Annotated in this window: 15 protein-coding genes and 2 rRNA genes (1 of these 17 cut by a window edge); 3 read left to right on the top strand and 14 right to left on the bottom strand. The window is 47.9% G+C overall.

Features of this window, described 5'->3' with window-relative positions:
* Positions 1-27: 27 nt before the first annotated feature.
* Complete coding sequence (locus H6570_16265; protein ID MCB9320838.1) at positions 28-405, bottom strand: DUF4783 domain-containing protein; 378 nt, start codon at positions 403-405, stop codon at positions 28-30.
* 252 nt (positions 406-657) lie between these two features.
* On the opposite strand from H6570_16265, the gene H6570_16260 reads away from it, so the two are divergent.
* The 3 genes from H6570_16260 (at position 658) to H6570_16250 (ending at position 3,319) form a co-directional block, all read left to right on the top strand.
* Complete coding sequence (locus tag H6570_16260) at positions 658-2,199, top strand: 2,3-bisphosphoglycerate-independent phosphoglycerate mutase (GenBank protein ID MCB9320837.1); 1,542 nt, start codon at positions 658-660, stop codon at positions 2,197-2,199.
* Positions 2,196-2,729, top strand: coding sequence for a hypothetical protein (locus H6570_16255; GenBank protein ID MCB9320836.1), 534 nt, complete (start codon positions 2,196-2,198; stop codon positions 2,727-2,729). Before H6570_16260 ends, H6570_16255 begins: the two co-directional genes overlap by 4 nt.
* 209 nt (positions 2,730-2,938) lie before the next feature.
* Positions 2,939-3,319 (top strand): hypothetical protein, encoded by a 381-nt coding sequence (locus H6570_16250; protein ID MCB9320835.1) that lies wholly within the window; start codon positions 2,939-2,941, stop codon positions 3,317-3,319.
* 82 nt (positions 3,320-3,401) lie between these two features.
* On the opposite strand, the gene H6570_16245 is transcribed toward H6570_16250, so the two are convergent.
* The 13 genes from H6570_16245 to H6570_16185 form a co-directional block, all read right to left on the bottom strand.
* Complete coding sequence (locus tag H6570_16245; protein ID MCB9320834.1) at positions 3,402-4,802, bottom strand: sulfatase; 1,401 nt, start codon at positions 4,800-4,802, stop codon at positions 3,402-3,404.
* Complete coding sequence (locus tag H6570_16240) at positions 4,799-7,483, bottom strand: sodium/solute symporter (protein ID MCB9320833.1); 2,685 nt, start codon at positions 7,481-7,483, stop codon at positions 4,799-4,801. The genes H6570_16245 and H6570_16240 overlap by 4 nt, the downstream gene beginning before the upstream one ends.
* 78 nt (positions 7,484-7,561) lie before the next feature.
* Positions 7,562-8,992 carry a sulfatase gene (locus tag H6570_16235; GenBank protein MCB9320832.1) on the bottom strand — a complete coding sequence of 477 codons (1,431 nt, stop codon included), beginning with the start codon at positions 8,990-8,992 and terminating at the stop codon, positions 7,562-7,564.
* A gap of 66 nt (positions 8,993-9,058) precedes the next feature.
* On the bottom strand, positions 9,059-10,510 hold the full coding sequence (locus tag H6570_16230; GenBank protein ID MCB9320831.1) for a sulfatase: 1,452 nt from the start codon (positions 10,508-10,510) through the stop codon (positions 9,059-9,061).
* Positions 10,510-11,994 (bottom strand): sulfatase, encoded by a 1,485-nt coding sequence (locus H6570_16225; protein ID MCB9320830.1) that lies wholly within the window; start codon positions 11,992-11,994, stop codon positions 10,510-10,512. The genes H6570_16230 and H6570_16225 overlap by 1 nt, the downstream gene beginning before the upstream one ends.
* 26 nt (positions 11,995-12,020) lie before the next feature.
* Positions 12,021-13,532: a sulfatase-like hydrolase/transferase gene (locus H6570_16220; protein MCB9320829.1), complete on the bottom strand. Its 1,512-nt coding sequence runs from the start codon at positions 13,530-13,532 to the stop codon at positions 12,021-12,023.
* A gap of 33 nt (positions 13,533-13,565) precedes the next feature.
* Positions 13,566-15,254 carry an exo-alpha-sialidase gene (locus H6570_16215; protein ID MCB9320828.1) on the bottom strand — a complete coding sequence of 563 codons (1,689 nt, stop codon included), beginning with the start codon at positions 15,252-15,254 and terminating at the stop codon, positions 13,566-13,568.
* Positions 15,255-15,301: 47 nt separating this feature from the next.
* Positions 15,302-16,756 carry a RagB/SusD family nutrient uptake outer membrane protein gene (locus tag H6570_16210; GenBank protein MCB9320827.1) on the bottom strand — a complete coding sequence of 485 codons (1,455 nt, stop codon included), beginning with the start codon at positions 16,754-16,756 and terminating at the stop codon, positions 15,302-15,304.
* A gap of 21 nt (positions 16,757-16,777) precedes the next feature.
* Positions 16,778-19,954: a TonB-dependent receptor gene (locus H6570_16205; protein MCB9320826.1), complete on the bottom strand. Its 3,177-nt coding sequence runs from the start codon at positions 19,952-19,954 to the stop codon at positions 16,778-16,780.
* A gap of 137 nt (positions 19,955-20,091) precedes the next feature.
* Positions 20,092-21,051 (bottom strand): dihydrodipicolinate synthase family protein, encoded by a 960-nt coding sequence (locus H6570_16200; protein MCB9320825.1) that lies wholly within the window; start codon positions 21,049-21,051, stop codon positions 20,092-20,094.
* Between the two features lie 310 nt (positions 21,052-21,361).
* Positions 21,362-22,132, bottom strand: coding sequence for a FadR family transcriptional regulator (locus tag H6570_16195; GenBank protein ID MCB9320824.1), 771 nt, complete (start codon positions 22,130-22,132; stop codon positions 21,362-21,364).
* A 492-nt stretch (positions 22,133-22,624) separates the two neighbouring features.
* Positions 22,625-22,735 (bottom strand): 5S ribosomal RNA (gene rrf / locus H6570_16190).
* A gap of 101 nt (positions 22,736-22,836) precedes the next feature.
* Positions 22,837-23,604 (bottom strand): 23S ribosomal RNA (locus H6570_16185); it runs 2,140 nt beyond the window's last position.

Genomic DNA, 23,604 nt, shown 5'->3' with positions numbered 1-23,604 from the left:
GGTCCCCGTCTGCACCAAACTTCGATTTTAGTCTTGGTCAATGCGCATCTCCTGGATCAGAAACTTATCTCCCTGCTGTTTAAAGTAGAAGAATACACGGTATTCTCCGTCCTCAGTTGTCAGCTTGGCAATGGTAAATGAAGTTTCATCCGACTTGTTTGCCCCCTTATGGATGGGCTGGCACGATTTCGGTTTATGATCCTGGAAAAACTTCTGTAAGTGGTTGCGAACCAGTGATTTGTCGTATATTGTCTGATGATCCAGGACGTGTAACTCGATTTGGTCATCCATTTGGGCCAATAGTTGATCTACCTGCCCGGAAGACATCGCCTGGTAGATGGACTCCATATTCTGGTCCACAGCAAGCGAGGTGACTACGACAAAACTCAACAATAAGGTTTTCATATGCAATCATTTAGTTTCAATGTAGTTCTACAACGTATAAGCAAAACAAACTAAAAATGTAAACAAATGAATGCGGATGAAAATTCGATCCTGCATCTTTTACCTTTTGACGACCAGATACCGGTCCGTCACAAACAGGCTGTCAAATACCATGCGAATCGGCAGAATATAACAAGATATTAACCTAAGCATGGTATTTTTTATTGCCATTCTTCCGACTTTTGTGCCAACTAAGCCTATCAAGCAGTTATCATGACAAATAAGGGATTCTTAATCATACTGGATGGCTGGGGACATGGTCCGGATCCATCCAGAAGCGCAATAGCTCAAGCCAATACACCCTTTGTAGATGCCCTTTACCGGGACTATCCCAATAGTGAACTGATCACCTATGGAGAGGATGTAGGGCTGCCTGAAGGCCAGATGGGTAACAGCGAGGTCGGGCATCTCAATATCGGTGCCGGGCGCATCGTCTATCAGGAACTGGCGCGGATAAATAAAGCGATCCGTGACCGGACACTATTTGATAATCCCACGCTAAATAATGCTTTTCATCAGGCAGCTAAGTCCGGGAAGCCTGTGCATTTTATCGGTCTGGTTTCGGATGGTGGTGTTCACTCCCACATCAACCACCTGAAAGCGCTGATCGAAATGGCGGAATCCTGTGGATGTGAAAAGGTCTTTATTCATGCCTTTATGGACGGAAGGGACACCGATCCCAAATCCGGCGTCGGATACCTCAGGGATTTGCAACACTTCTTGCAGGGCAGGCATGCGCAGATTGCCACTGTTATCGGCCGGTATTTCGCAATGGATCGGGACAAACGCTGGGAACGTGTAAAACTCGCCTACGACCTGCTGGTCCACGGAGAAGGTAGAAAAACACTTGATCCGGTTTCAGCGGTAGAATCCAGTTATCACGAAGGCGTCACCGACGAATTTCTGAAACCCATTGTGGTGACCGATATGGAGGGACATCCATTGGCCCGGATCCAGGATGGTGACACCGTCATGTGTTTTAATTTCCGGACAGACCGTCCCCGGCAAATCACCCAGGTGTTAACCCAGCAGGACTTTCCGGAACAGGGGATGAAGGCCCTCAAACTGGACTACGTCACGATGACGGAATATGATAAGGAATTTAAAGGTTTACAGGTGGTCTTTACGACCGATAACCTGGTCAATACCATGGGTGAGGTAGTTTCTTCTCAAGGCTTAACCCAGGTACGTATCGCCGAGACCGAGAAATATCCTCACGTATCCTTCTTTTTCTCCGGTGGTCGTGAAGAAAAATTTCCGGGCGAAGATCGCATCCTGATTCCCAGCCCCAAGGTGGCAACTTACGATTTACAGCCAGAAATGAGTGCCATCGAGGTGACCGATGCCATCATGAACCGCATATCCAATGATCCCCCGGATTTCATCTGTCTGAATTTTGCGAATACGGATATGGTAGGTCATACCGGAGTATTCACGGCGGCTATTAAAGCTGCAGAAACAGTGGACACCTGTCTGAGCAGGCTGATCCCGCTTGCCATTGAAAAAAAATACCGGTTGGTAATCATAGCCGATCATGGCAATTCGGACTATATGATCAACGACGACGGAACTCCCAATACCGCTCATACCAAGAATCCGGTTCCGTGCATCGTCATTTATCCGGGACATCACTATGAGGTGTCTGACGGTATCCTGGCGGATGTAGCACCGACCTTATTGCATCTGATGGGTATTGCACAACCCCGGGAGATGACCGGCCACTCCCTGATCCGGGAACTTAAAGGAAGTTCATGACCAGGTTCCTGTTGCATTTCCTACTCCTGAGTGTCCTGGTATCGTGCTCCGATAAGGATGCGGCATCCGGAAACCTGGCTCCATTACCGGTAGATTTGCCAGCCATGCTGCATTCGATCTACCAGCAAAACCAGTTCCACCCGGTATCGAAAACCCTACAATACGCCGGTGAAGCAACAGAAACCAAACCCATCGACAGCACTGAATTTCATCAGGACCTTAAATTTCTGGAGTCTTTTGCCCTGAACGACCGTTCCTTCGCAGATCAGTTCCGGCAGACCAGGGACAACCCGCTTACGTATGAGGCTATCAGTAAAAAACCATACGTACGATCCATCATGATCTGGCCGGGTGAAACGTCAACCCCTGATTCAATCCACATTTCTTACGCTATGCATCAGATCACCGGTACCCGGAACATGGAGCTGACGCTTATTCCGGCTTACGGATTTCGCCTGGAAATACATGAAGACAACCGGATGCAAAAGAATCTGAACTTTACGGTCCGGGAAGTGTGGCAATATGAGTAATGTTGAGGATTGAATGTTGATTGTTGAAGGGTTTGTGCCGCCTGATAATACTCTTCTGAATACTGAGTACTGAATACTGTTTCCGATCCCATTAACATTTGTTAATTTATTATCCCTAAATAATAACCACTTACAAATAGCGATTATATAGATACAGTCATCCTCCACGAATAGACGCTTTTTAATTCATCTTTTAAATCAGTAATCTTATGGTCAAGCTCATTGCTAGCCTGATAGCTAGTGCTATCATGTTTTTATCAGTACCAACGAATCAATTCCAGGGCCAGGATGCAACGACCACATTCACGACGGTGAAAGAAATCTCAAACCAGGAGCTTTCGAGCGCCATTAGCCAATCTTTTGATGATGTCACGGCAGTAGAGACCGTTTCGGTCGTCAAGAACGAAGATTCCGGAGCCTATTTTTATGCCGTCACCGCCAAAAACGGTGATGAGGCGGTTGCCTTCAAAATCTCAATGAGTGAAGAAGATGCAATGGCCGAAAAGGCGCCTGAATGCGGCTGTGAAGCCACCGGAAACAACTGGAAGGTGGATAATGACATCCGCAGCTGTACCGATTCGTGTAGTTAATCCAAACGCTTCAAATAATTTCAGAGGAGGCTGGAACCATTAGGTTCCGGCCTTTTTTATTCCCGAAGAAACCCACTACGCATTAAAGATCGGGTACCTGGTCGGCTTCATTAACCGGTAAAAACTGCGCAAGACTGTCCATTAATGTCCGATACACGGCTTGAAGAGCCAGATTGGTGTACTCGTCAGGATCGGAAGAATGATCGTACAATTCTTCACTTCCATCGGCATATCTTATGTAACGCCACCGATCCGTACGTAATGCATGATTTCCTTTCCCGTACGTAGACAAAGCCGGTCCCAGCTGCATGGGCCTATTTTGCAATAAAGGAACCAGGCTGGTACCGTCTACATCCGGTACCGGCAACCCGCACAGTTCACTCAGGGTCGGATAGATTACACTAAGATCGACCGGTATATTTTCGACCGAACCAGGAGAAGTGACGCCTGGAGCAATAATGATGAAGGGTACATGGTTGGTTTTTTCCCAAAGGGCAAATTTTTCAAAGTGTTCCTTTTCACCCAGGTGGAATCCGTGATCGGACCATAGGACAATGATGGTGTTGTCTCGATACGAACTTTGATCCAGAGCATCAATGACCCGTCCGATCATATCGTCTGCAAAACTGGCACAGGCCTGATATGCCTGTACGTAGGTCCTCCAGGATTCCGGTTTGATTTTCAGGGACTCCATCATACCGGTCCAGAACCAATCGGAAGGCTCCAGCAAAGTCCTGGCTCCTTGCGGCAAGTCCCTCATATCGTCCGGGGAAGTGTCTGGCATCGTCAATGTTTCCATCGGATACTGTTCAAAGTAGTCCGCTGGAGCAAAAAATGGTGAATGCGGTTTGTAGATCCCGACATTCAGGAAAAATGGATCACGGTGTTCTTTTTCCAGGAAATCCACAGCATATTTCATGGTGCGGTAGTCCGCAGTCTCCTCGATATGCTCCGGCCACATCCCCCAGTCGGTATTCCTGGTACCATAGTCTTCCAAACCATTCAACTTGTGCGGAGGATATGGTTCGTTTATGCTCATCATCAAATATTCATTGAAGGAGCCGTTGTCGTGAAAGGCCCAGTCTTTGTGGTGATGAAAGATCTTACCGGCACCGGCGACATAGTATCCGTGGTCTTTAAAATACCTTTGAAGTGTAGGTTTACCGACAGTCGCACTGCGCCAATCCGAGGCATTACCATATACTCCTGTCCGGCTGGGTCTCAGGCCGGATAAAACGGAAGCCCGGGAGGGATTGCAGGCAGGTGAAGCGGAATACGCCCGGGAGAAGAATACACCCCGGCTCGCAAGTCTGGCCAGGTTTGGTGTCCTGATGGGATTCGCCGGATCAAACAAGGTAATCCAGTCATTCAGATCATCCACCACAATCATCAGTACATTGAGCGGTCCTTTTACTTGATCCGGTGCAGACCGACAGCATACCATCACGAGGAATAAATAGGTTGGAAGCAGGATGCGTATCACGGTCTGATCTGTTTATTATTCGCCCGTAAATCTTTATACGTCAGATCAGTCGCTGTGAGCGGTTCACCCAGGAATAAACTGAAAAACCACCCGATGATGAAACAGGATACCACTCCCGTCATGGAATACAATAACAGATGTACCGGTTGATAATACGCGACCAGGGTCTGGATTCCAATACTGCCGATGATCCCGATCATGGCGCCGACGGATGTCGCCCTGCGCGTCAGGATACCCAATAAAAATACACCACCTACCCCGCCGATGATCAGGCCCAGCACTTTCTGAAACTCATCCCACAGGGACTTGATATCCCAGCTCGACATCAATATTGCAAAAAATATTCCGGCAGCGCCAAAAACGACTGAGGTGATCCTCGCCACATAAAGGTGACTGGCCATAGGTGTCCAGTTAAAACGCAAATGAAAATCCGTCACATAGGCAGCTGCCGCAGAATTAATGCTACTGGACAAACTGCTCATGGCCGCTGCAAAGATACCCGCGATCAGCAAGCCATAAATTCCGGTCGGAAGCTGGGAAGAAATGTACCAGGGAAGGAGGGCATCATTATTTGCCAGCGACGGATTGAGCTCTTCCGGAAATCGTTTGAAAAAGACATACATCGCTGTGCCCAGGAAGAAAAAGATCACGGTAGCCGGGATGGTTAGTATGGCATTGGTCCAGACACTTCGATTGGCCATTTGTCTGGAGCTGGTGGTGAGGTATCGCTGTACCAGGGTCTGATCCGTACCGTAGGTGGTCAGATTGGCAAAAACCCCACCGATTAACATGACCCAAACCGTAGGCTGCTTCAGCGAGAAATCCAGGTTGATCACATTAAACTTGTGATTTGACACAGCCACCTGAATGGCTTCACCAATGCCTCCATCCAACTGGGATAAGATCAGGCCAAGACACAGTATAGCTCCACCCATCAATACCACGACCTGAACCACATCCGTCCAGATGACCGCTTCAATGCCCCCCATCATCGTGTAGATCAAACTGATCACTCCCATCAGAACGATGCAGGTAATGATGTCGATGTTGGTTACCACATTTAGTGCCAGGGAGGGTAAGAAAAGTACGACACCCATCCTTCCAACCTGATACAGGATGAATGATGAGCTGCCCAGTAACCTGACAGTAAGATTAAATCGCTTCTCCAGATATTCATAGGCGGTGGTAATGTTCAGGTTCCGGTAAAATGGGATAAACAGGATAATGATAATCGGGGCAACCAAAAATATGGTCATATTCATCATAAAATAAGACCAGTCGGTGGCATACGTTTTGGCGGGAATAGCCATGAAGGTAATGGCACTCAGGGCCGTACCGAAAATACTAAGTCCTGCCGCCCACCACGGCACCCGATTCCCTCCTTTGAAGTAGTCATTGACATCTTTCTGCCGGTTGGAGAAGAAATAACCCATAAAACCCAGCAAAGCAAAATAGATGATGATAACCAGGATGTCCCAGACACCCAGGGTCTTTTTATGGTTCTCCGGAATGATCTTCAGGACTTTTGGTGTGCGTACGCCCGGCCGGATCTCTCCGGAAGGCAAAATGAATCCGCCGTCCCAGCTGACGACCGTGGTCGTCACCTGTCCGGTGGTTGGCAGGTCTCCTCTGATTTCCATTTCCTGTGTAATGGTATTGAAAATCCTGATTTTGGTTTTAAATCCCGGATGTCCGGTGATATGACCGGTCAGGGCCCTATCCAGGCGCTTCATTTCTGAAGAATCGCCTGCAGATTGGGCTAATTGCAGTGTGTCACGCAATGCAAGTTCCCTTGACATCAGCTCACCATCCGCTCCGGAAGGAAATACGATGGAGGCTGCGCCTAATGGGAAAGCGGTTCCTGCCATCACGGTAAATGCAACGTTCTGGTTCAGCCGGGACCATCGCCCAAGCTCCGGGTCATACACGTAGCCATCCTGTAATAAGGTTATCGAACCATCCTGGGTTATCGTCCGGCCACTGAAAAGATAGAAACAGTTATGGTTGCCATCACTCTGGGACGCAGCCAATGCGAAACTCCGGGGCGGTCCCGGCAGGTCTTCGAGTTGCTGCCACCCACCTTTCAGTGCATTGGCTCCACTGACCGGATAGCGCCAAAAAGTGTTGGTGCTTACCCCTGCCTGATCTCCACCACCGGCAACGTATACGTAATCGCCTACCACCGTAAAAGCAAAATCAGATAAAGCCATGGGCAATGGTTCACCTTCATCGATCTGGCATGATCCGGTCACCGGGTCCAGGTTGACAAGCCAGGATTGATCCGTAGTACCACTTATGTTCTTCCCACCGAAAACGAACAACCCACCGGGTACCGGTACGCATCCTCCATAAGCCAGCGGTTGTGGCAATACCGATGCTGATAATTTCCACTCTATTGTTCCATCCTCCCTTTTGGTCAGATAGAAAATACCGTCGTAATACTGTTTTATTCCACCCTCCCAGGGCATCCCCTCCGGGAAGTTGGCTCCTCCTGCAAGCACCAGGGCACCTTCAGTGACTCCTATGTAGGGTCCAGCCAATCCAGGCTGGGTTTGAAGCCCCTTATTTGGCGGCAAATCGGGAAGGAATTCAAATTGAAAAGGCTCCTGTGCATGACTCACAGCGACCATAAACAACCCCAATATCACATAGATCATATTCCGGATGACAAGACGCTTCATAGGCTGGCTGATCCTTTCTATTTCAGGTTTTTGTCGTTGAACTGGTGTGTAAGCAATGCATTGGCTATCTGTTATGCTCTAGTTTCGGATCTGGTCAATTTTAACCGCGAGACTGTCCATCAGCTGCTTAAATTCCTTTCTCTGCGCCAGATTTACGGCTTCGACCCGGTTTTCGTGTAAATCATACAACTCCCGGTCAATCACTTCCATCCCGGGGAATTTCCTCCATTCGGTGAACCGGTATTCCGGCGTGCGTATTGAATAACCCATGATCTGAGGATCCTGTTGATTGATGGCAGCATACGGACGTACAAATTGACTGAGGGCCACCGGGTCTTTGTTCATCTCCTGACCAAATAACAATGGTTTGATGCTGTTACCCTGCACATAATCAGGTACCGGAAAACCGGCGAGATCGACCAGGGTCGGATAGACATCGAGCAGCTCAACAATATCATTTTCTTTTCTGTTTTGGGCAACAGGCCCTCCCGAGAAGAGTAGCGCAACGCGCGTAGCTGCTTCAAAATTGGTAGACTTGCACCAAAGTCCGAAATCCCCCAGATGGTATCCATGGTCAGACCAGAGGACTACGATGGTGTTCGAAGCAATGTCCAGCTGCCGGAGTGTCTCCATCAATTTGCCGATCTGAGCATCCACATAGCCGGTACTTGCATAATATCCATGGAGCAGTTCCAATTGCTTTTCCCCATCAATTGGTCCCTCGGGAACAATATCCTCATAGCCTCGCAATTCGTTTGAATTGGTCATTGCGAGTTCCGGCGTCCCGTCCGGTGCATTGAGATGGGTCAGTTCTTCCGCAAAATCAGATCGCTGGTAATAATCCCAATATTTCTTAGGTGCTGAAAAAGGCAAATGGGGACGCCTGAACCCCACTGCCAGGAAAAACGAAGTGTCTTTCAATTCATGCAATAACCGGATTGCTGCATCTGCCACCTTGCCGTCAATGTAAGCACTGTCTGCAACCGCTGCCTCCTCAGTAGCAGCAGCCTTACTCCGGGGAGGGATCAGATTTTCCTCCAGATTGTATTTGTGCCCGGCATCGTTCTTTGTCACATTGTAATAGGATTCGCCAGACCAGGATGCCGGGTCTTTGAAATAGGCGCCGTCATGATATATTTTGCCAACTTCCCGGGAACTGTACCCGTGATCTTTAAAAAATTGAGGCAGTGTGACCACATCCGGATTCTTTTCCCTGAAGTGCGTCTTTAATGTCCAAACACCAATGTTATCCGGTCTCCGGCCAGTCATGAGTGATGCCCGGGACGGATTGCAGACTGCTTCCTGACAGTAGGCATTTTCAAAAAGCACCCCGGCCCTGGCCAGTGAATCCATGACCGGAGAGATCATGGTCTTGTTTCCATAACATCCTAAAACAGGACGGAGGTCATCAATTGCAATAAACAGAATATTGGGAGGCCTCTGCTCTGGTTTTTGCTCTGTACAAGCAAATAGATTCAGCATTAATAAAATACATCCTGTAAACCTCATCCTGATCAATTTACATTACACGGGGCTATACACCTGATCCATCTGCAATACTCTGCATATTCCGCCTCACCCTCCAATAGCATAAGCCTGCGCATATCTTTTATTTTTATAGTTCACGACCCGCCTCCTCAGATCTTCCAGGATCGCTTTGTATTGATTTTCACCGGTTACATTCTTTCGCTCGAAAGCTTCCTGCCGCAGATCGTACAATTCCTCAAACTGAGGAATATCTGCATCCGTCCCGAACCATCCGGTGTACCGAAATTCACCAGACCGGACCGTGTATCCCATATGGGTTGGCCTGACCTTGCCGGAAATGGCACCATAAGGCCGGAAATATTGAGAAAAAGCAAAATGGGTATTTTGCTTCCTGGATTTTTTCATCTGGTCTACCAATGAAATTCCTGACACCGGGTTAGCAAGTTTAAGTCCCGCCAGTTCTGCCAGTGTAGGATATATGTCCAGCAGTTCAACCACATCACTTATGCTTTTAGCAGCCATTCCGGGCACTTTAAAGATCAATGGAACATGTGTGTCCAGTTCAAAATTGGTATGTTTATGCCACAGGTTCTGCTCCCCGAGATGATAACCATGATCTCCCCACAACACCACAATGGTATTCTTATCCAGGCCGGTGGCTTTCAGCTCATCCAGTATTTTACCAATCTGCTCATCCACAAACGTGATGCATGCATAATATGCTCTCCGCAGGGAATCCATGAGTGATGATCTGACCGGACCCTGGTTTGGCACATCTTTATATCCCCGTAGTTCCTGCCAGTGGTGGAAGGCTATGTCCGGCGCACCCTCCGGTCGCAACTGATCCTTTTCCGGTAATGAAAAGTCACCTTCAGCATAGCTATCCCAATACTTTTGAGGCATCGAGTAGGGAAGGTGCGGCTTCAGAAAACCTGCTGCCAGAAAAAAAGACTGACCCTCTTTCTGGTAATGGTGCAATTTATTGATGACCTCCGTGGCTATTTTCCCATCCGTGAAGGCCGTATCCGGTGCATCCGTGATTTCAAACGAAACTCCTTTGCCTTTGGTTTGGTTTCCCGGCTGTACATACGTGTTTACTTTGGATGTCGTTTCAAACTGGGCCGGCTCACTCCAGGATTCGGCATCCTGGTAGCCCTCCGCGAAATGAAATATTTTCCCGATGCCGCAGGTGGAATAGCCTGCCTGCGTAAAGAGTTGGGGAAGGGTGACAATATCCGGGTGCAAGGTTCTGAAGTGAGTGACATGATCCGTAACACCTGCTTCGTCCGGATGCAGGCCGGTAAGTAATGAAGTTCTGGAAGGTGCACACGTTGCCTGCTGACAATAGGCCCGTTCATACCGGATTCCTTCTTTAGCCAATGCGTCAATGTTTGGTGAAATAACCCGGTGGTTGTCATAACATCCCAGGTCAGGACGCAGATCATCGACTGCTATGAAGAGCACATTGGGCCTGTCCGGGACAGAATCCGGAATAACCAATCGTCCGATTAGCAAGAAAAAATAGAATAAGATCTGCATTATTTCCACACAGGCTTTTTCGGTGTCATAAGTTCAAGATAAGGCACGATCCTTCTCGGTTTCTGATCCACCCCGGTTTCCATGATCGCCTCAAAGACTTTCCGTGCCACTTCCGGATCAATCATGGGATCCTGCGTTTTCTTTTGCCAGTCGAGCAATACAGTCTGAAGCCTTTTCAGTATTTTCTGGTATGCGGCATCATTGGCCAGGTTAACCAATTCATTGGGGTCTTTCTCCAGATCATACAATTCATATTCCGGTGGATACTTCATCCGCTGGTATGCCTCATAAACGACTGGGGAAGCTATACGCTTCAGCTCCTCTTCCGTAATTTCCACCGTGTGATCGAGGGTAAAGGCATATCCCGGATTTTCAATACCGGTGACCAGGTTATGGATAAGTTTATAGCGTTCGTCCCTGACCGACCGCTGGGGATAGGGGTTGTGATTGGAATGGGTGTGGTATTCTGCAAACAGGTATTTACGATCCCGGGCTTTTTTTCCCCGGATGTAGGGGATCAATGATCTTCCTGGCAAATATCCGGGGATGGACAATCCGGCCGTTTCCAAAAAAGTTGGGTATAAGTCGATGGTACTCACCATCGCTTTGGTTCTTAACCGGGCCGGATGACTCGGGTCGTAGATCAGCATCGGGATCCGCAAGCCTCCTTCCAGACTGGTCCTTTTTCCGCGCAGCAAGTCTGCTCCATGGTCGCCGATATAAACAATCAATGTATTCTCTGCTTTACCGGTACGTCTTAATGACTCTAAGAGATCTCCCACATATTTATCCAGCCGCATCATACAATTGTAATAATCGGCAGTCTTTTGTTTAAGCAGTGAATCCGTCACCTCCATGTAGGGAAGCGCCTGAACTTCGTCTCCGACCAACGGAACTGCGGGAACACCGTCAACCTGCGGTGTAAACGGTGCATGGGCATCCGGATAGTTGACTTGCAGGTAGAATGGTTTATCACTTGCCATCATAAACTGTTCTGCCTGTACGGCATACTGGTCCAGATGTTTACGCCCGAAATTACTTCCGGTTAGTTCTTTGGACTGCGGCGCCCAATCGAATGGAAATGCAGATTCCGGGTTTACATGCAGTTTACCGATGATTCCCGTGGCATAGCCGGCCTCTTTCAGGCTGGTCACGACATTGGGTATATCGGCAAAGTACATCTGGTATTCCCAGGTCGCCAACCCGATTTGTCCATGCTGGTGCGGGTATAACCCGGTAAGAAAAGATGCTCTCGACTGCGAACAGCCGGCCTGAGGAACAAACGCCAGTTCAAAGAGGGTTCCTTTATCTGCCAGTTGATCGAGGTTGGGTGTGTTAACCGGCGCACCATAACAACTCATCTCAGGCCCGTTGTCTTCCGAAACAATGAAAAGGATATTTGGATGCACTTTCACCTCTTGTGGTGCATAAGACGATTTCATGATGAAAAACAACGCGAGAAACAAGTACCAATTTGGAATCATACCTGATAAATTGACTATAAATTAGATCAGTATCTCCCGATTTTTTCCGGACCGGTGTCCATGGATAATACCGTGGCATCAAAACTGTCCTTCAATAACTTAAACTTAATGTCCTGATAGTTGGGGTCATTCCATAAATTATGGAATTCATCCGGGTCTTTCCTCAGGTCAAATAGTTCGCCCATGGGATGGCCGTGATAAGTGATCAGCTTGAAATCTTTGGTACGGTACATGGTAGCGAATCCTATCTGGCCGGCTTGCGCTTGTCCGTCATCGTAGAATTCACTACGTACAAAAGACTTATGCTCATCTGCATTTGCCTGGCCTTCAAGTATTGGTAGCAAGCTCGTCCCCTGGATTTGTTTATCCACTGGTAGCCCCGTCAATTCAAGTAGCGTCGGGACGATGTCCATCAATTCTACCAGTGCTTCACTGCGAAGATTTTGTTTGAATTTTACGGGATACCAAAAGATCAGTGGTACCCGGACAAGGCCTTCGTAAAACCGGCAGCCCTTAGCCACCAGTCCGTGATCACCCGCCATGTCCCCATGGTCAGAGGTAAATACGATGAGGGTGTTTTCCAACTGGCCGGTTTCTTCCAGGACTTTCAGGATCCTTCCGATGTTTTCATCAATCAAATCTATTTGCGCCCAGTATTGAGCGAGGCGCATTTTATTTTCATGATCCGGATATTGCTTTGGTTTCGATTGGAACATGACATTATTAAACACACTTTTTTCTTCCAGGTCCGAAGGCTGAAAAAGTGGCCCGGCTATGTCATCGACCTTATACCGGTCCAGGTATTCCTGGGGTGGATCAAAAGGTCCGTGGGGATCGTAAATATTCAGGCTGAACAGCCAGGGCCATTCGCGCTTTTCCTTAATGAAATCAATAGCCCGGTCAGTACACCAGGTAGTTTGGTGGTATTGGGTAGGTACGTATCCCAATTCTTGTTTCAATGCAAGTACATCGACCCCACGATCCCGGTAGTAGGTAAGGTAATCATTTGTGGAACCGCCCTGGTAAGGGCTGTGACTGTAGTAAAATACCTGGTACCCGTCATCCAAGGGTCTTTTTTCAGGCCGGTGCGCCATCGCGGTGGAGAGATGGAGTTTCCCGGCCAATCCACATTCGTATCCGGCGTCTTTCAGTGTTTCTGTCACCAGGGGAGCAGCTTCAGGCCATTCCGCAGCGCCATTTTTCGTAGCATGAACCCGGGAAGGATACATACCGGTCAGAAAGCTTGCCCGGCTCGCCGTACAAAATGGCGCCTGGCAAAAACTGTAATCAAAGCTTACGCCCTCATGAACCAGCCTGTCGATATTCGGTGTTTTTACAAATGGATTCCCGAGGGCCCCAATGGTATTCCAGCGTTGCTGATCGGTGCAAATCCATAAAATATTAGGCGCGTCCCCATCCACTTTAATAAATGGTGCATTCCAGCTTGACTGCTTTTTCTCTTTTTTGCCAGTATCCTGCGCATGGACCAGAGGAACCAGCAAGACCGAGGCAATCAATACAAGAAATAGCTTATTCATATGCAGAGGATAAATCTGTATTAATGATAGAAATTAATTCGGTTGACCGGTATTGTCTCCATGGATTAACTCATTGACAGGTATCTGTTCGAAGGTCATATCGGCCTGGCTTCCTTCGTATAAAATACCAATCGTATTCTCATCGATAGAAGTAATACAGGAATAACCGCGGCCTTTGTTTGAATCCAGCAAAAGCCAATATTTTTCTGGCCAGGTATTGCCATCATCCAGGCTCGCTTTCAGCGTCATATGTGTCCTGCTTTGTTTTGAATTTGGATTTGAAAAAAACAAAATTTCCCCGGTCTTACCCTCCAACCGGTAAGGGTGTTTGTGGATCGAAGCCATACAGGTGGGTTCAATCAATGCATGCCTTGAGGTCGGATGTTCTGTCCAGGTATTGCCCAGGTCTTTGGTTATGGAGATCACCCTGCCATTATCATCGCCGAGATTGCCACGGTTAGGATTAAAGCGCATATTCAACATGATCGAACCGTCACTCAGCTGGACTGCCATATTTTCAGTGGTGTTGGAATATGCTGGGTTACTCGTCTTCCAGGTCCTTCCGTGATCCTGGCTATACGTTATGTTCGAAAACGGTTCTCCATGATTATCCCGTCCCTGGGTAGGAAAAACCAGGGTGCCGTCGGCAAGCGTAATGCCGTGACCAGGTGCCGGTGCCCATAGCCACCATTCCTGCTTTTTGCACATCCTGGTGAGGTTCACTGGTTCACTCCAGGTCTGGCCGTCATCATCGGAATGCGTCAGCAGAAATTGTGCTGTTTCTTTCACATCAAATCCAGGTTGCGACGCCCGACCTCTCCACTGATGCGCCCAGGCTGCAGAATCCTCGGTTAAGCCTTTGATCCAGTGTCCATTGGCATCAAGCACGCCATACATCCACAGTCCGGCAATATAGATGGTTCCCGTTTTATCATCGACCAGGATGGAGGCATCGCTTATGCCATTGAATTTTTCCGGCAGGCCTCCCCATGTTCCCCGGTCCAGAGCAATGCGCATGGGTTCCCACGTATTTCCCCGATCGGTACTCCGACTCACACCGATATCAATATCTCCTTGCAGGTCCCTGCTCTTTTCACGGCGTACATCGTAAATGGCAAGTAAACTTCCTGCTTTCGTCGTAACCAAACCGGGGATTCGATACGTGTCTACATGATCATCCAGGTGTTTTCTGACGCTTACCCCGAAACGCTGTATAAAAAGAGTACTGTCGGACGTATTGGATGATATCTGATGCTGATTGACCTTAATCCCGGGACATTGCACCGAAAGTCCGTGCAATAAGTCCGCATTGCCCGTTAAATCACAGGTGATCAAAAAGTAACTGGTATCCGCTAAAAGCTTTTGCTGGCCGGTAAAGGTCAGGGTGGGTTTGAATGACAGGACAGTTCCGAATCCAACCGGATCATCGGTCAGGGCCCACCGGTCTGACTGTCCCATATACCAGGCTTGAATGCCGGCTATATCATCTGATGTTGCATTTCCACCCATCGTTATAGTAATCTCCGAAAGCTCGACCGGCTCATTTCCAGAATGGACCACCCGGACCTGCAGAATAGGATTATGGTCTTTATATTTCAAAATTGGTGTATGATCCCGGTGGCTTGAATAGGTCGTGTCCACAGGTAACGGATGACCACATCCTGTGACCAATACGATGATCACCAGTTCAAAAAATGCTTTTATGAAATACGTTCGAATCATAGAATACCCAGTCAATTTTAAGTTTCAAGAAGTCCCGGTATGCTCAATCAATACCCCGGAGTCTGGATAATTGCCGGATTGGAATTTATGGAGGCGGCATTTACCGGCCATAACAATAAATTTTGTTCACCTTCCCGACCCTGAAGCGCCGGAACCATATCGTAAACCTTACCAAACCGGATAAGATCCCACCAGGCTTTACCTTCCGCAGCGAATTCACGCAAGCGCTCATCAAGAATAATGTCGTTTACCTCGGATTGGGATAGCCCTGCCCCATAGTAATTGTCTTCCTTATAGGCTCGTTGTGCAATCTTGTTGAGCTGGACAATGGCTTCTGCGGTATTTCCAAGTGCATTTTCAATTTCAGCCTTGAACAAAATGGCCTCGGCCAGGCGGTATACTTTAATATCCGAAGTGAAAAAACGAGTCCCATCGCTCCATTCACCAGGATATTTATTGATCCATTTAAAGCGCTGATTGCCTTCCTCATTATACGATTCCAGTGATGCAGGCGCCCTGGTGTCATTGGTGCGCTCAAACAAGAAGGATTCAAATTCATCCGTAAAGGTAACCCACTGCTGATGACTACCCACCTTCACCGGATTTTCAACCAGGCTTTTGTCATTCAGATACTGAACAGCCACGAGCCAGTCTGCTGCGAATCCGCCTTCGTATTCGTCACGGGCAAAATTCAAAGCGAAGATGATTTCATTGTTATCATCGGAAGAAAAGAGACTGGAGAAATCATCAGCTAGCTGATAGCTGCCATTATTAAGTACAGCGTCAACCGCTGATTTGGCAGCATTAAGGGCATCTGTTCCCCCATTTTGTGTCTTGGCCATCCACAGATTGAAGTCTGCCTTCAACATGAGCACTGCAGCTTTTGATCCGGCTTTCCGTGACCCCGGAGCATCATCCGGAAATAAACCGGTAGAGGCATCGATGTCTTTCTTCACCTGGCTAAGAACCTCTGCTACCGGAGACCGGCTGGGATAAAGATCGTCCTGGGTGTCGGACTCAAAACCGGCAAGTACGATGGGTGCATCTCCCCAGACGCGTGCAATGTAATAGTAAGAAAACGCTCTTAAGAAATAGGCCGTCGCGAGGGTGTAGTTTTTCGTATTTGCATTTGAAAATGGAATTTCAGGTACGTATTTTAAAATGAGATTGCAGTCGTTGATGGCCTTGTAAATGGCCGCCCAGTTGGTACCTACATCCAGATCGTCCAGAGAATTGAGATACAGATCCTGAAAAGAAGCCTGTGAACCGGTCGCATCACCGAAATGCCCGGTCCGGTAATCTCCCCATTGAATATAGGCATCGCTCAGTGCTGCCCGAAACTGGGATAAAGCACCATTGAGAGCTGCGACAGCATCTCCTTCCGATTGCCACATGGAAGCAGCTGTGATGACACTACGGGGAATGACGTTGAGATCTTTTTCACAGGATGGAAGGAAAACGGCCATTCCAAGGATGAATAAGAAACGATATGAAGCTTTCATTTTTGTTGCTTTGAATTTTAATTAAAGGGAAACTTTGATGCCTGCTGCCAACTTCCTTACCGCCGGGTAATTGTTGTACCCGGATCCATAGGTCGTCTCGGCTCCATCTTCGGGAGATGCACCGAGCAGAGAAGTAAAATAATGCAGATTGTATCCGGACAGATATACACTGGCACCTTTGATGCCTACCTTCCGGAAGGTCTTTTCCGGGATCTGATACCGCAAAGTGACTTCACGCAGACACAGATAATTCGCTTTGAAATTGAATGCGCTTGAAGTTCGTGCAAAGTTGTTACTGCCATCCCCCGGGTCGTTGGCCGTAAGACGGGCATAGGTGGCGCCCGTGTTTTCCGGAGTCCAGGTGTCATTGGCCTGGACGACCAGGTTGTAGTTGTAAGCAAACGTATTCATGAAGTAGCGCATGTAGGAATTGTCATTGATGGAATGACCCAATGCCCAATCCATGACTACATTCAAAGAAAAATTGCGGTAGTTGAAATTGTTGTTCCATCCACCGGTGGTGTGAGGAACGGTCACGCCGAGTTCAAATTGGTCCCTGGAGTCGATGATGCCATCGTTGTTGCGGTCAACCCACTCATAATCGCCGGGCAACTTCCGACCCTTGATCCGCTTGCCATCCACCGGACTGAACCCTCTGGATGCTTCATCGTAATTGGCATTGTCCGCCTGCTCCTGAGTCTGGATGATGTAATCAACCATATACCCGTAATAACGGTAGAGTGGCTCGCCTTCAGCTATGCCTCCATAATCCAGGGTGGGGTCATCCGGGTCCAGGACAATGCCACCGATCCGGTTCTTGTACCTTCCGTTATCCGGTAATTTTAACACCAGGTTTTTCACGAAACTCCAGGTTAACCCGGTGGTCCAGTTGAAATGATCTCCCTTGTAAACCAGTGCATCCGTTTCAAGATCGAATCCATAGAAACGCACTTCCCCAATATTCGTTTCCACACTGGAAAATCCAGAAGTGTTGGGCAGCGGTTTGCTGAACAGGAGATTATTGGTCAACTTATCGAAATAATCTCCGGTGATATTAATCCGGTCGTTAAAAAATCCAATGTCCAGACCGGCATCCAGCTGCGTGGATGTCTCCCAGGTAAGGTTATTGTTCGGCATTTGCACGGAGCGGATAGCCGGGTTTCCATCATACTTACCTTCCACAGAATAGATACCCTGGGCATCATAACGACCTACCTGATTATTACCGGTCTGACCGTAGCTTACCCGCAATTTCAGATTACTGACCGTGGGAAAACTTTGCATAAAGTCCTCTTCGGAGATTCTCCATCCCAGCGATCCGGCGGGAAAGACACCCCATTGGTTACCCTGGAGGAAACGCGAAGAGCCATCCCTACGCAAAGTGCCGGAAATGAAATATTTTTTACGGAAATCCAGTGTCACACGGCCGAAATAACCCAATAGGGTTTCTTCGTGTATTTCACTGCTGGCATCGGTTTTAGTCGGTGCCGCATTCAGCGTTTGAATTTTATCTGTACTTGCCCCTTCAGCTTCTGCATTCACGTCTTTAAAGGTGAGGTCAAGGTAGGAGTAACCTGCAACCGCTGACAAGCCATAGTCTCCGAATACCTTGTCGTAGGACAGGTATGCTTCCAGTTTTGATTGTGCATCGGATGAAAATGAGGATTCGGCATGCCTGGAGCCATCAAACTCCTGAGCGAGCATAAAAAAATCACGCTGCCAGTTACGGGTATAATAAGAAGTGGCCAGATTGGCTTGCAATCCATCCACAATTTCCCAGTTAAGCAGACCTCCTAAAGTCAGTCGCAGTTCTTCGCGGTTATCCCGCCGGACGTAATCGTTCCATAAGGGAGCCGGGGATGTTGCATTGTATCCGGGAGCAGGCGTACCATCAGCCCAGTATACCCGGTGGGTGGCAGCTGTGGCCAAACCACGGGAAATCACATTCTGCTGGTTATAAGGCACCTGAGAGGTGCTCTTGGTCATGGAAATATTCGTGCTGAGCTTTAACTTTTTTGACAAATTAGCGTCGACATTTGATCGCGCACTGACCCGGTTCCAGCCAGAAGACAGGGCGATGCCTTCATCGCCGGTATAGCCCAGGCTTCCGGAATACCTGACCTGTTCATTGCCACCATTAATCCCCAGGAAATAATTCTGCCACAATGCCTTACGGAAGAGCAGATCCTCGGCAGGGTTGTTCTGGAAGATCAGTGTCTTGGAAGGATCCAGCGGATCCTGCATGGATTCATAACCTGCCGGCACGCTTTCGCCATCCTGTAAATATCGCGTTGTATAGATTGAACTTTCGGTATTGCCCGAACTGGCAGAATAGCCCGATTGCTGATTGCGTGCCGGAAACGGGCTGGTGGCTACGATGGGCCGCACCGCGGAAATGTACTGGCGTGCATCCATAAAATCATAGAATCGCTCAAATTCCTGCTGGGCCAGAGTAGCTTCAAACGTGATTCGCGGCGCCTGGTTCAGTTTGCCCCGTTTCGTTGTAACCAAAACCACACCATTGGAGGCGCGTGATCCGTAAATCGCAGTAGAAGCAGCATCTTTCAGTACTTCGATCGAGGCGATGTCGTTTGGGTTGATGTCACTCAGGCTCAATTCTACACCATCGATCAATACCAGCGGTGCATTGCTCTTATTAATGGATGAACCTCCGCGAATTCTAATCTCCGGATCGGACCCGGGTGCGTTATTACTGGAAAATACCCGTGTTCCGGCTATTCTTCCCTTGATGCCTTCCCCAACATTGCTGATTGGATTATCCGCCAGAGTTTCCCCATCCAGTTTGGATACCGCAGTAGTCAGGGTCCGCCTGGAATTGGTTCCATAACCAATCACCACGACCTCATCCAGTTTCTTGACATCCGGTTGGAGGACTACATTTACGGTAGAGAGTTTACCGACGTTAACTTCCTGGTCTGAAAAGCCAATGTAGCTGAAGACCAATACGCTGTTTACGGGAACATCGATGGAAAACAAGCCATCGAGGTCCGTAATTGTCCCTTTACCGGTGCCCTGGACAGAAATGGTAACCCCCAGTAAAGGTATCCCGTCCTCTCCAGAGGTAACCACTCCGGTAACAGTATTGGTTTGACTGAGCGCTGCTGCTGAAAAGAGTAACCATAAAAAGGTGTACAGTCCCGCTCTAAATGGAAATTGTGTAACGAATTTCAATCTCATTGCGATTTACTTTAAAAAATGGTCAATTTATTTTAGCTCTGATGGATTGTTGATTTTACACTTAATTGGTTTTCAACCATTTAGTTATCCTTCATAATCCATCGATAATCCGGACTCAACCGCAACTGATTGCAATCTCATCCTTGGTTTTTAATTTGTATCCCATCAAAATGCAGCGGGCTGGTATTGGATAATGAAAAGAAATCGATAGCTACCAGATCATTATAAAGGTTCTTCAGTTCGGTGGGGGACAACTGACCCAGAGGCGTTCTACAGGGGCCACAGTCCACGCCGATTATTTTCATGATGGCTTTACCACAGACAATACCACCTCCATATTTTTTTAGTACCTGGACCAGTTTCACAGAATGTTGTTGCATCTTCCTGGCCATTTCCAGATCCCCGGAATCAAAGGCTTCCCATAATGCCTGATAGACCGGAACGAAATAATTATAGGTACTACCTACCGCTGCCTGAATACCCAGAGCCAATCCACACAGCAGCGTTTCATCAAAACCGTGCAGGATCTCAAACTGTCCGCCTTCCAACATCAGGCATTCGTTCATCTCCATCAGGTCATGGTGTGTGAATTTTATGCCGATCAGGTTTGGAATACGGCCCTTAACTTGTTTCAGAAATTCCGGCATAGGCAAATTCACGCCCGACATTGAGGGTATATGATAATAGTATACCGGTGTATCGGGGCACTGGTTAGCCACCTGTTCGATGTAATGCACGAGATCAGGGACGGTCGCAGGTTTAAAAAAAGATGGCCCGATCACTCCGACGGCACTGGCTCCGATATCCTGTGCATGTGCTGCAAGTTCCTGACATACCTTCAAACTGGCGCTTCCCACGTGCACGATGATCTTAAAGTCCGGTGTATCGTATTTCATCCACTCTTCTGCAACGCTCTTCCTTTCCTGAATGGTGAGTGATATGCCTTCACCGGTAGTACCCAATATAAAGGCACCACTGATGCCCTGAGACCGGAGAAATGCGGCATACGATTCAGTCGTCGACAGTTCGATGCTGCCATCTGGCAACATGCTGGTAAATGGTGCGGCAATGAAACCGGTAAGGAAAGGAGATGACATATCGTTGGCGTAAAGTTGGTTATTGATTATACTGTTTTGTCTGACAAATCATATTTAGCAGCTAAAAAATCACTTTTTTCAGACTAATCCAAATTTCAAACAGAATTTATTTTTGTTCCGGAACTGACACCCGAAGTAGAAATGGGCAAATGGAGATTTCTTGCCCTTATAATATGGCAGATAGGGAGATCAAAGCAATGGAAGTATGGGTATAAAGATATTTACAGTGCATCAAGACCGATGCAAGTTTATGGGCAGGTTGAGTTATAGGACGGCTAGGATGACAGATGCAGGAGAATGTACCAGCTCATCATGCGCTATCGCTGGCAGACTTGCTCGAATTTTGAGTTGCGTTCAGTTTTCTACGGTATTTACTATCAAAAAGGTGAAAATAAAGATCGAGGTGTTTCTTCATGGCGATCTGAAATTCATCGGCGCTTCCGTTCTTGAGAATTCCAACCAGGTCTTTATGGGTAGGTCTTTTGGTATTGCCGGATATTTTGCGGTAGTCATCGAGGATCTCTGAGTAATGTTCTTTTACATATGTAAAAACGGGATTGAATATCTGGTGCAACTGAATGATTACATTATTCTTCGTGATCTCATAAAGTTTACGGTGAAAATTTGATTCTTCCTCCACGGATAACAGATTATCACTGAGCACACTCTCCCGGTTTACGATCTCTTCCAGCTCGGCAATCTCGCGATCGGTCTTGTTTACAAAAATGGAATTGCACATTCCGATCTCGATGATAATGCGCAGGTTAAGGATATCCAGCAGGTCTCCTTTACTCATCAGGCGGGGATCCATGACGCGCCTCATCCCATTGAGGATGTTCGGTTCTGCGAGAGTCATGCCTTTTTTAGTCCGGGACTGGATCAGGCCCATCATACGCAATCTGCTCAGGGCTTCCCGTAATACGCTACGGGCAACTCCGAGTGCTTCAGCGAGTTCTTTTTCATTAGGTAGTGAATCACCAGGCATGAAATTGCTTTCCTTGATGTAGTTGAGCAATTTTTCTTCGACTTTGTCAACCAGGGTGGTTGTTTGGTCGGTAATTTTCAGACTGTCCGAAACCATCTATTCATATGTACTTCTGGTCAAGAAAACCATCCCACGTATTGGTGCAGATGTAATGTAATGCATCTATTTACTGATAAAATATATCTGGATCAAAATTTATTGTCCTACAAATATAGCAAATCAGACGAAATGAGTATTAGTGAGTGGGCACCCGTTATGCTTTGATCAAGGCAAAGGGCCACTCTTTCCATTAAATTTAGCTCTTACAAGTTAGGGAATTTAATATAGAACACTGCTGTGCAATTCAATGGACAAAGCTGACGCAACCTGATGGGCTTTCTTTTATACCATTGGATAAATAATCTTTTCTGGGGAGGAGCCGGCATTCACCATCTAGGAGTGGTTGTATCGTTGGAGCATTGAGCAGGTAAAGGCAATATCCACAAGAAAATAGGTTGGTTGGGAAATTCTTGCGTCATTGAAGAGATCTGCAAAACAAAAGCCCTAAAACGGAGAAAGCCGTCCCCTTGCGGAAACGGCTTTCATAAAAATTGGCGGCGACCTACTCTCCCAGGTTTGACCTAGTACCATCAGCGCTGAGGGGCTTAACTTCTCTGTTCGGAATGGGAAGAGGTGAACACCCTCGCTATAACCACCATTAATCTTGTGCGTAGACCGTCCGTTGACGGTGTACTCAGCATGTCTTTTTGTGCTGGTAGTAAAAAAGACAGTTGGAGAATGAGGTGCAAAGAAGATAAAAAAAAGGAAGCATTCGGGTTATTAGTACTACTCGGCTGCATACATCACTGCACTTCGACCTGTAGCCTATCAACGTGGTCATCTACCACGACCCTTTTATCCCCGAAGGGAAATGGAATACTCATCTCAGAGCTGGCTTCGCGCTTAGATGCTTTCAGCGCTTATCCAAACCGAACATAGCTACCCTGCGATGCAGCTGGCGCCACAACAGGTGCACTAGAGGTTCGTCCGACTCGGTCCTCTCGTACTGAAGTCAGACCTCTTCAATATTCCTACGCCCACAACAGATAGGGACCGAACTGTCTTGCGACGTTCTGAACCCAGCTCGCGTGCCACTTTAATGGGCGAACAGCCCAACCCTTGGGACCTTCTCCAGCCCCAGGATGTGACGAGCCGACATCGAGGTGCCAAACCTCCCCGTCGATGTGAGCTCTTGGGGGAGATAAGCCTGTTATCCCCGGAGTACCTTTTATCCTATGAGCGATGGCCCTTCCATGCGGAACCACCGGATCACTTTAGCCTAGTTTCCTACCTGTTCGACCCGTCGGTCTTACAGTCAAGCACCCTTATACTAATACGCTCTACGCATGATTACCGACCATGCTGAGGGCACCTTTGCGAGCCTCCGTTACTCTTTTGGAGGCGACCACCCCAGTCAAACTACCCACCACACACTGTCCCCCGCTGTTACGGGGTTAGAACCTAAATATAGGAAGGGTGGTATTTCAAGGACGACTCCACGACCACTAGCGTGACCGCTTCAAAGTCTC

It is taken from the genome of Lewinellaceae bacterium, from assembly GCA_020636135.1.
Taxonomy (GTDB): Bacteria; Bacteroidota; Bacteroidia; order Chitinophagales; family Saprospiraceae; genus JAGQXC01.
Note: the sequence above shows the minus strand (reverse complement) of the source record. Positions and strands in the feature narration are given on the sequence as shown.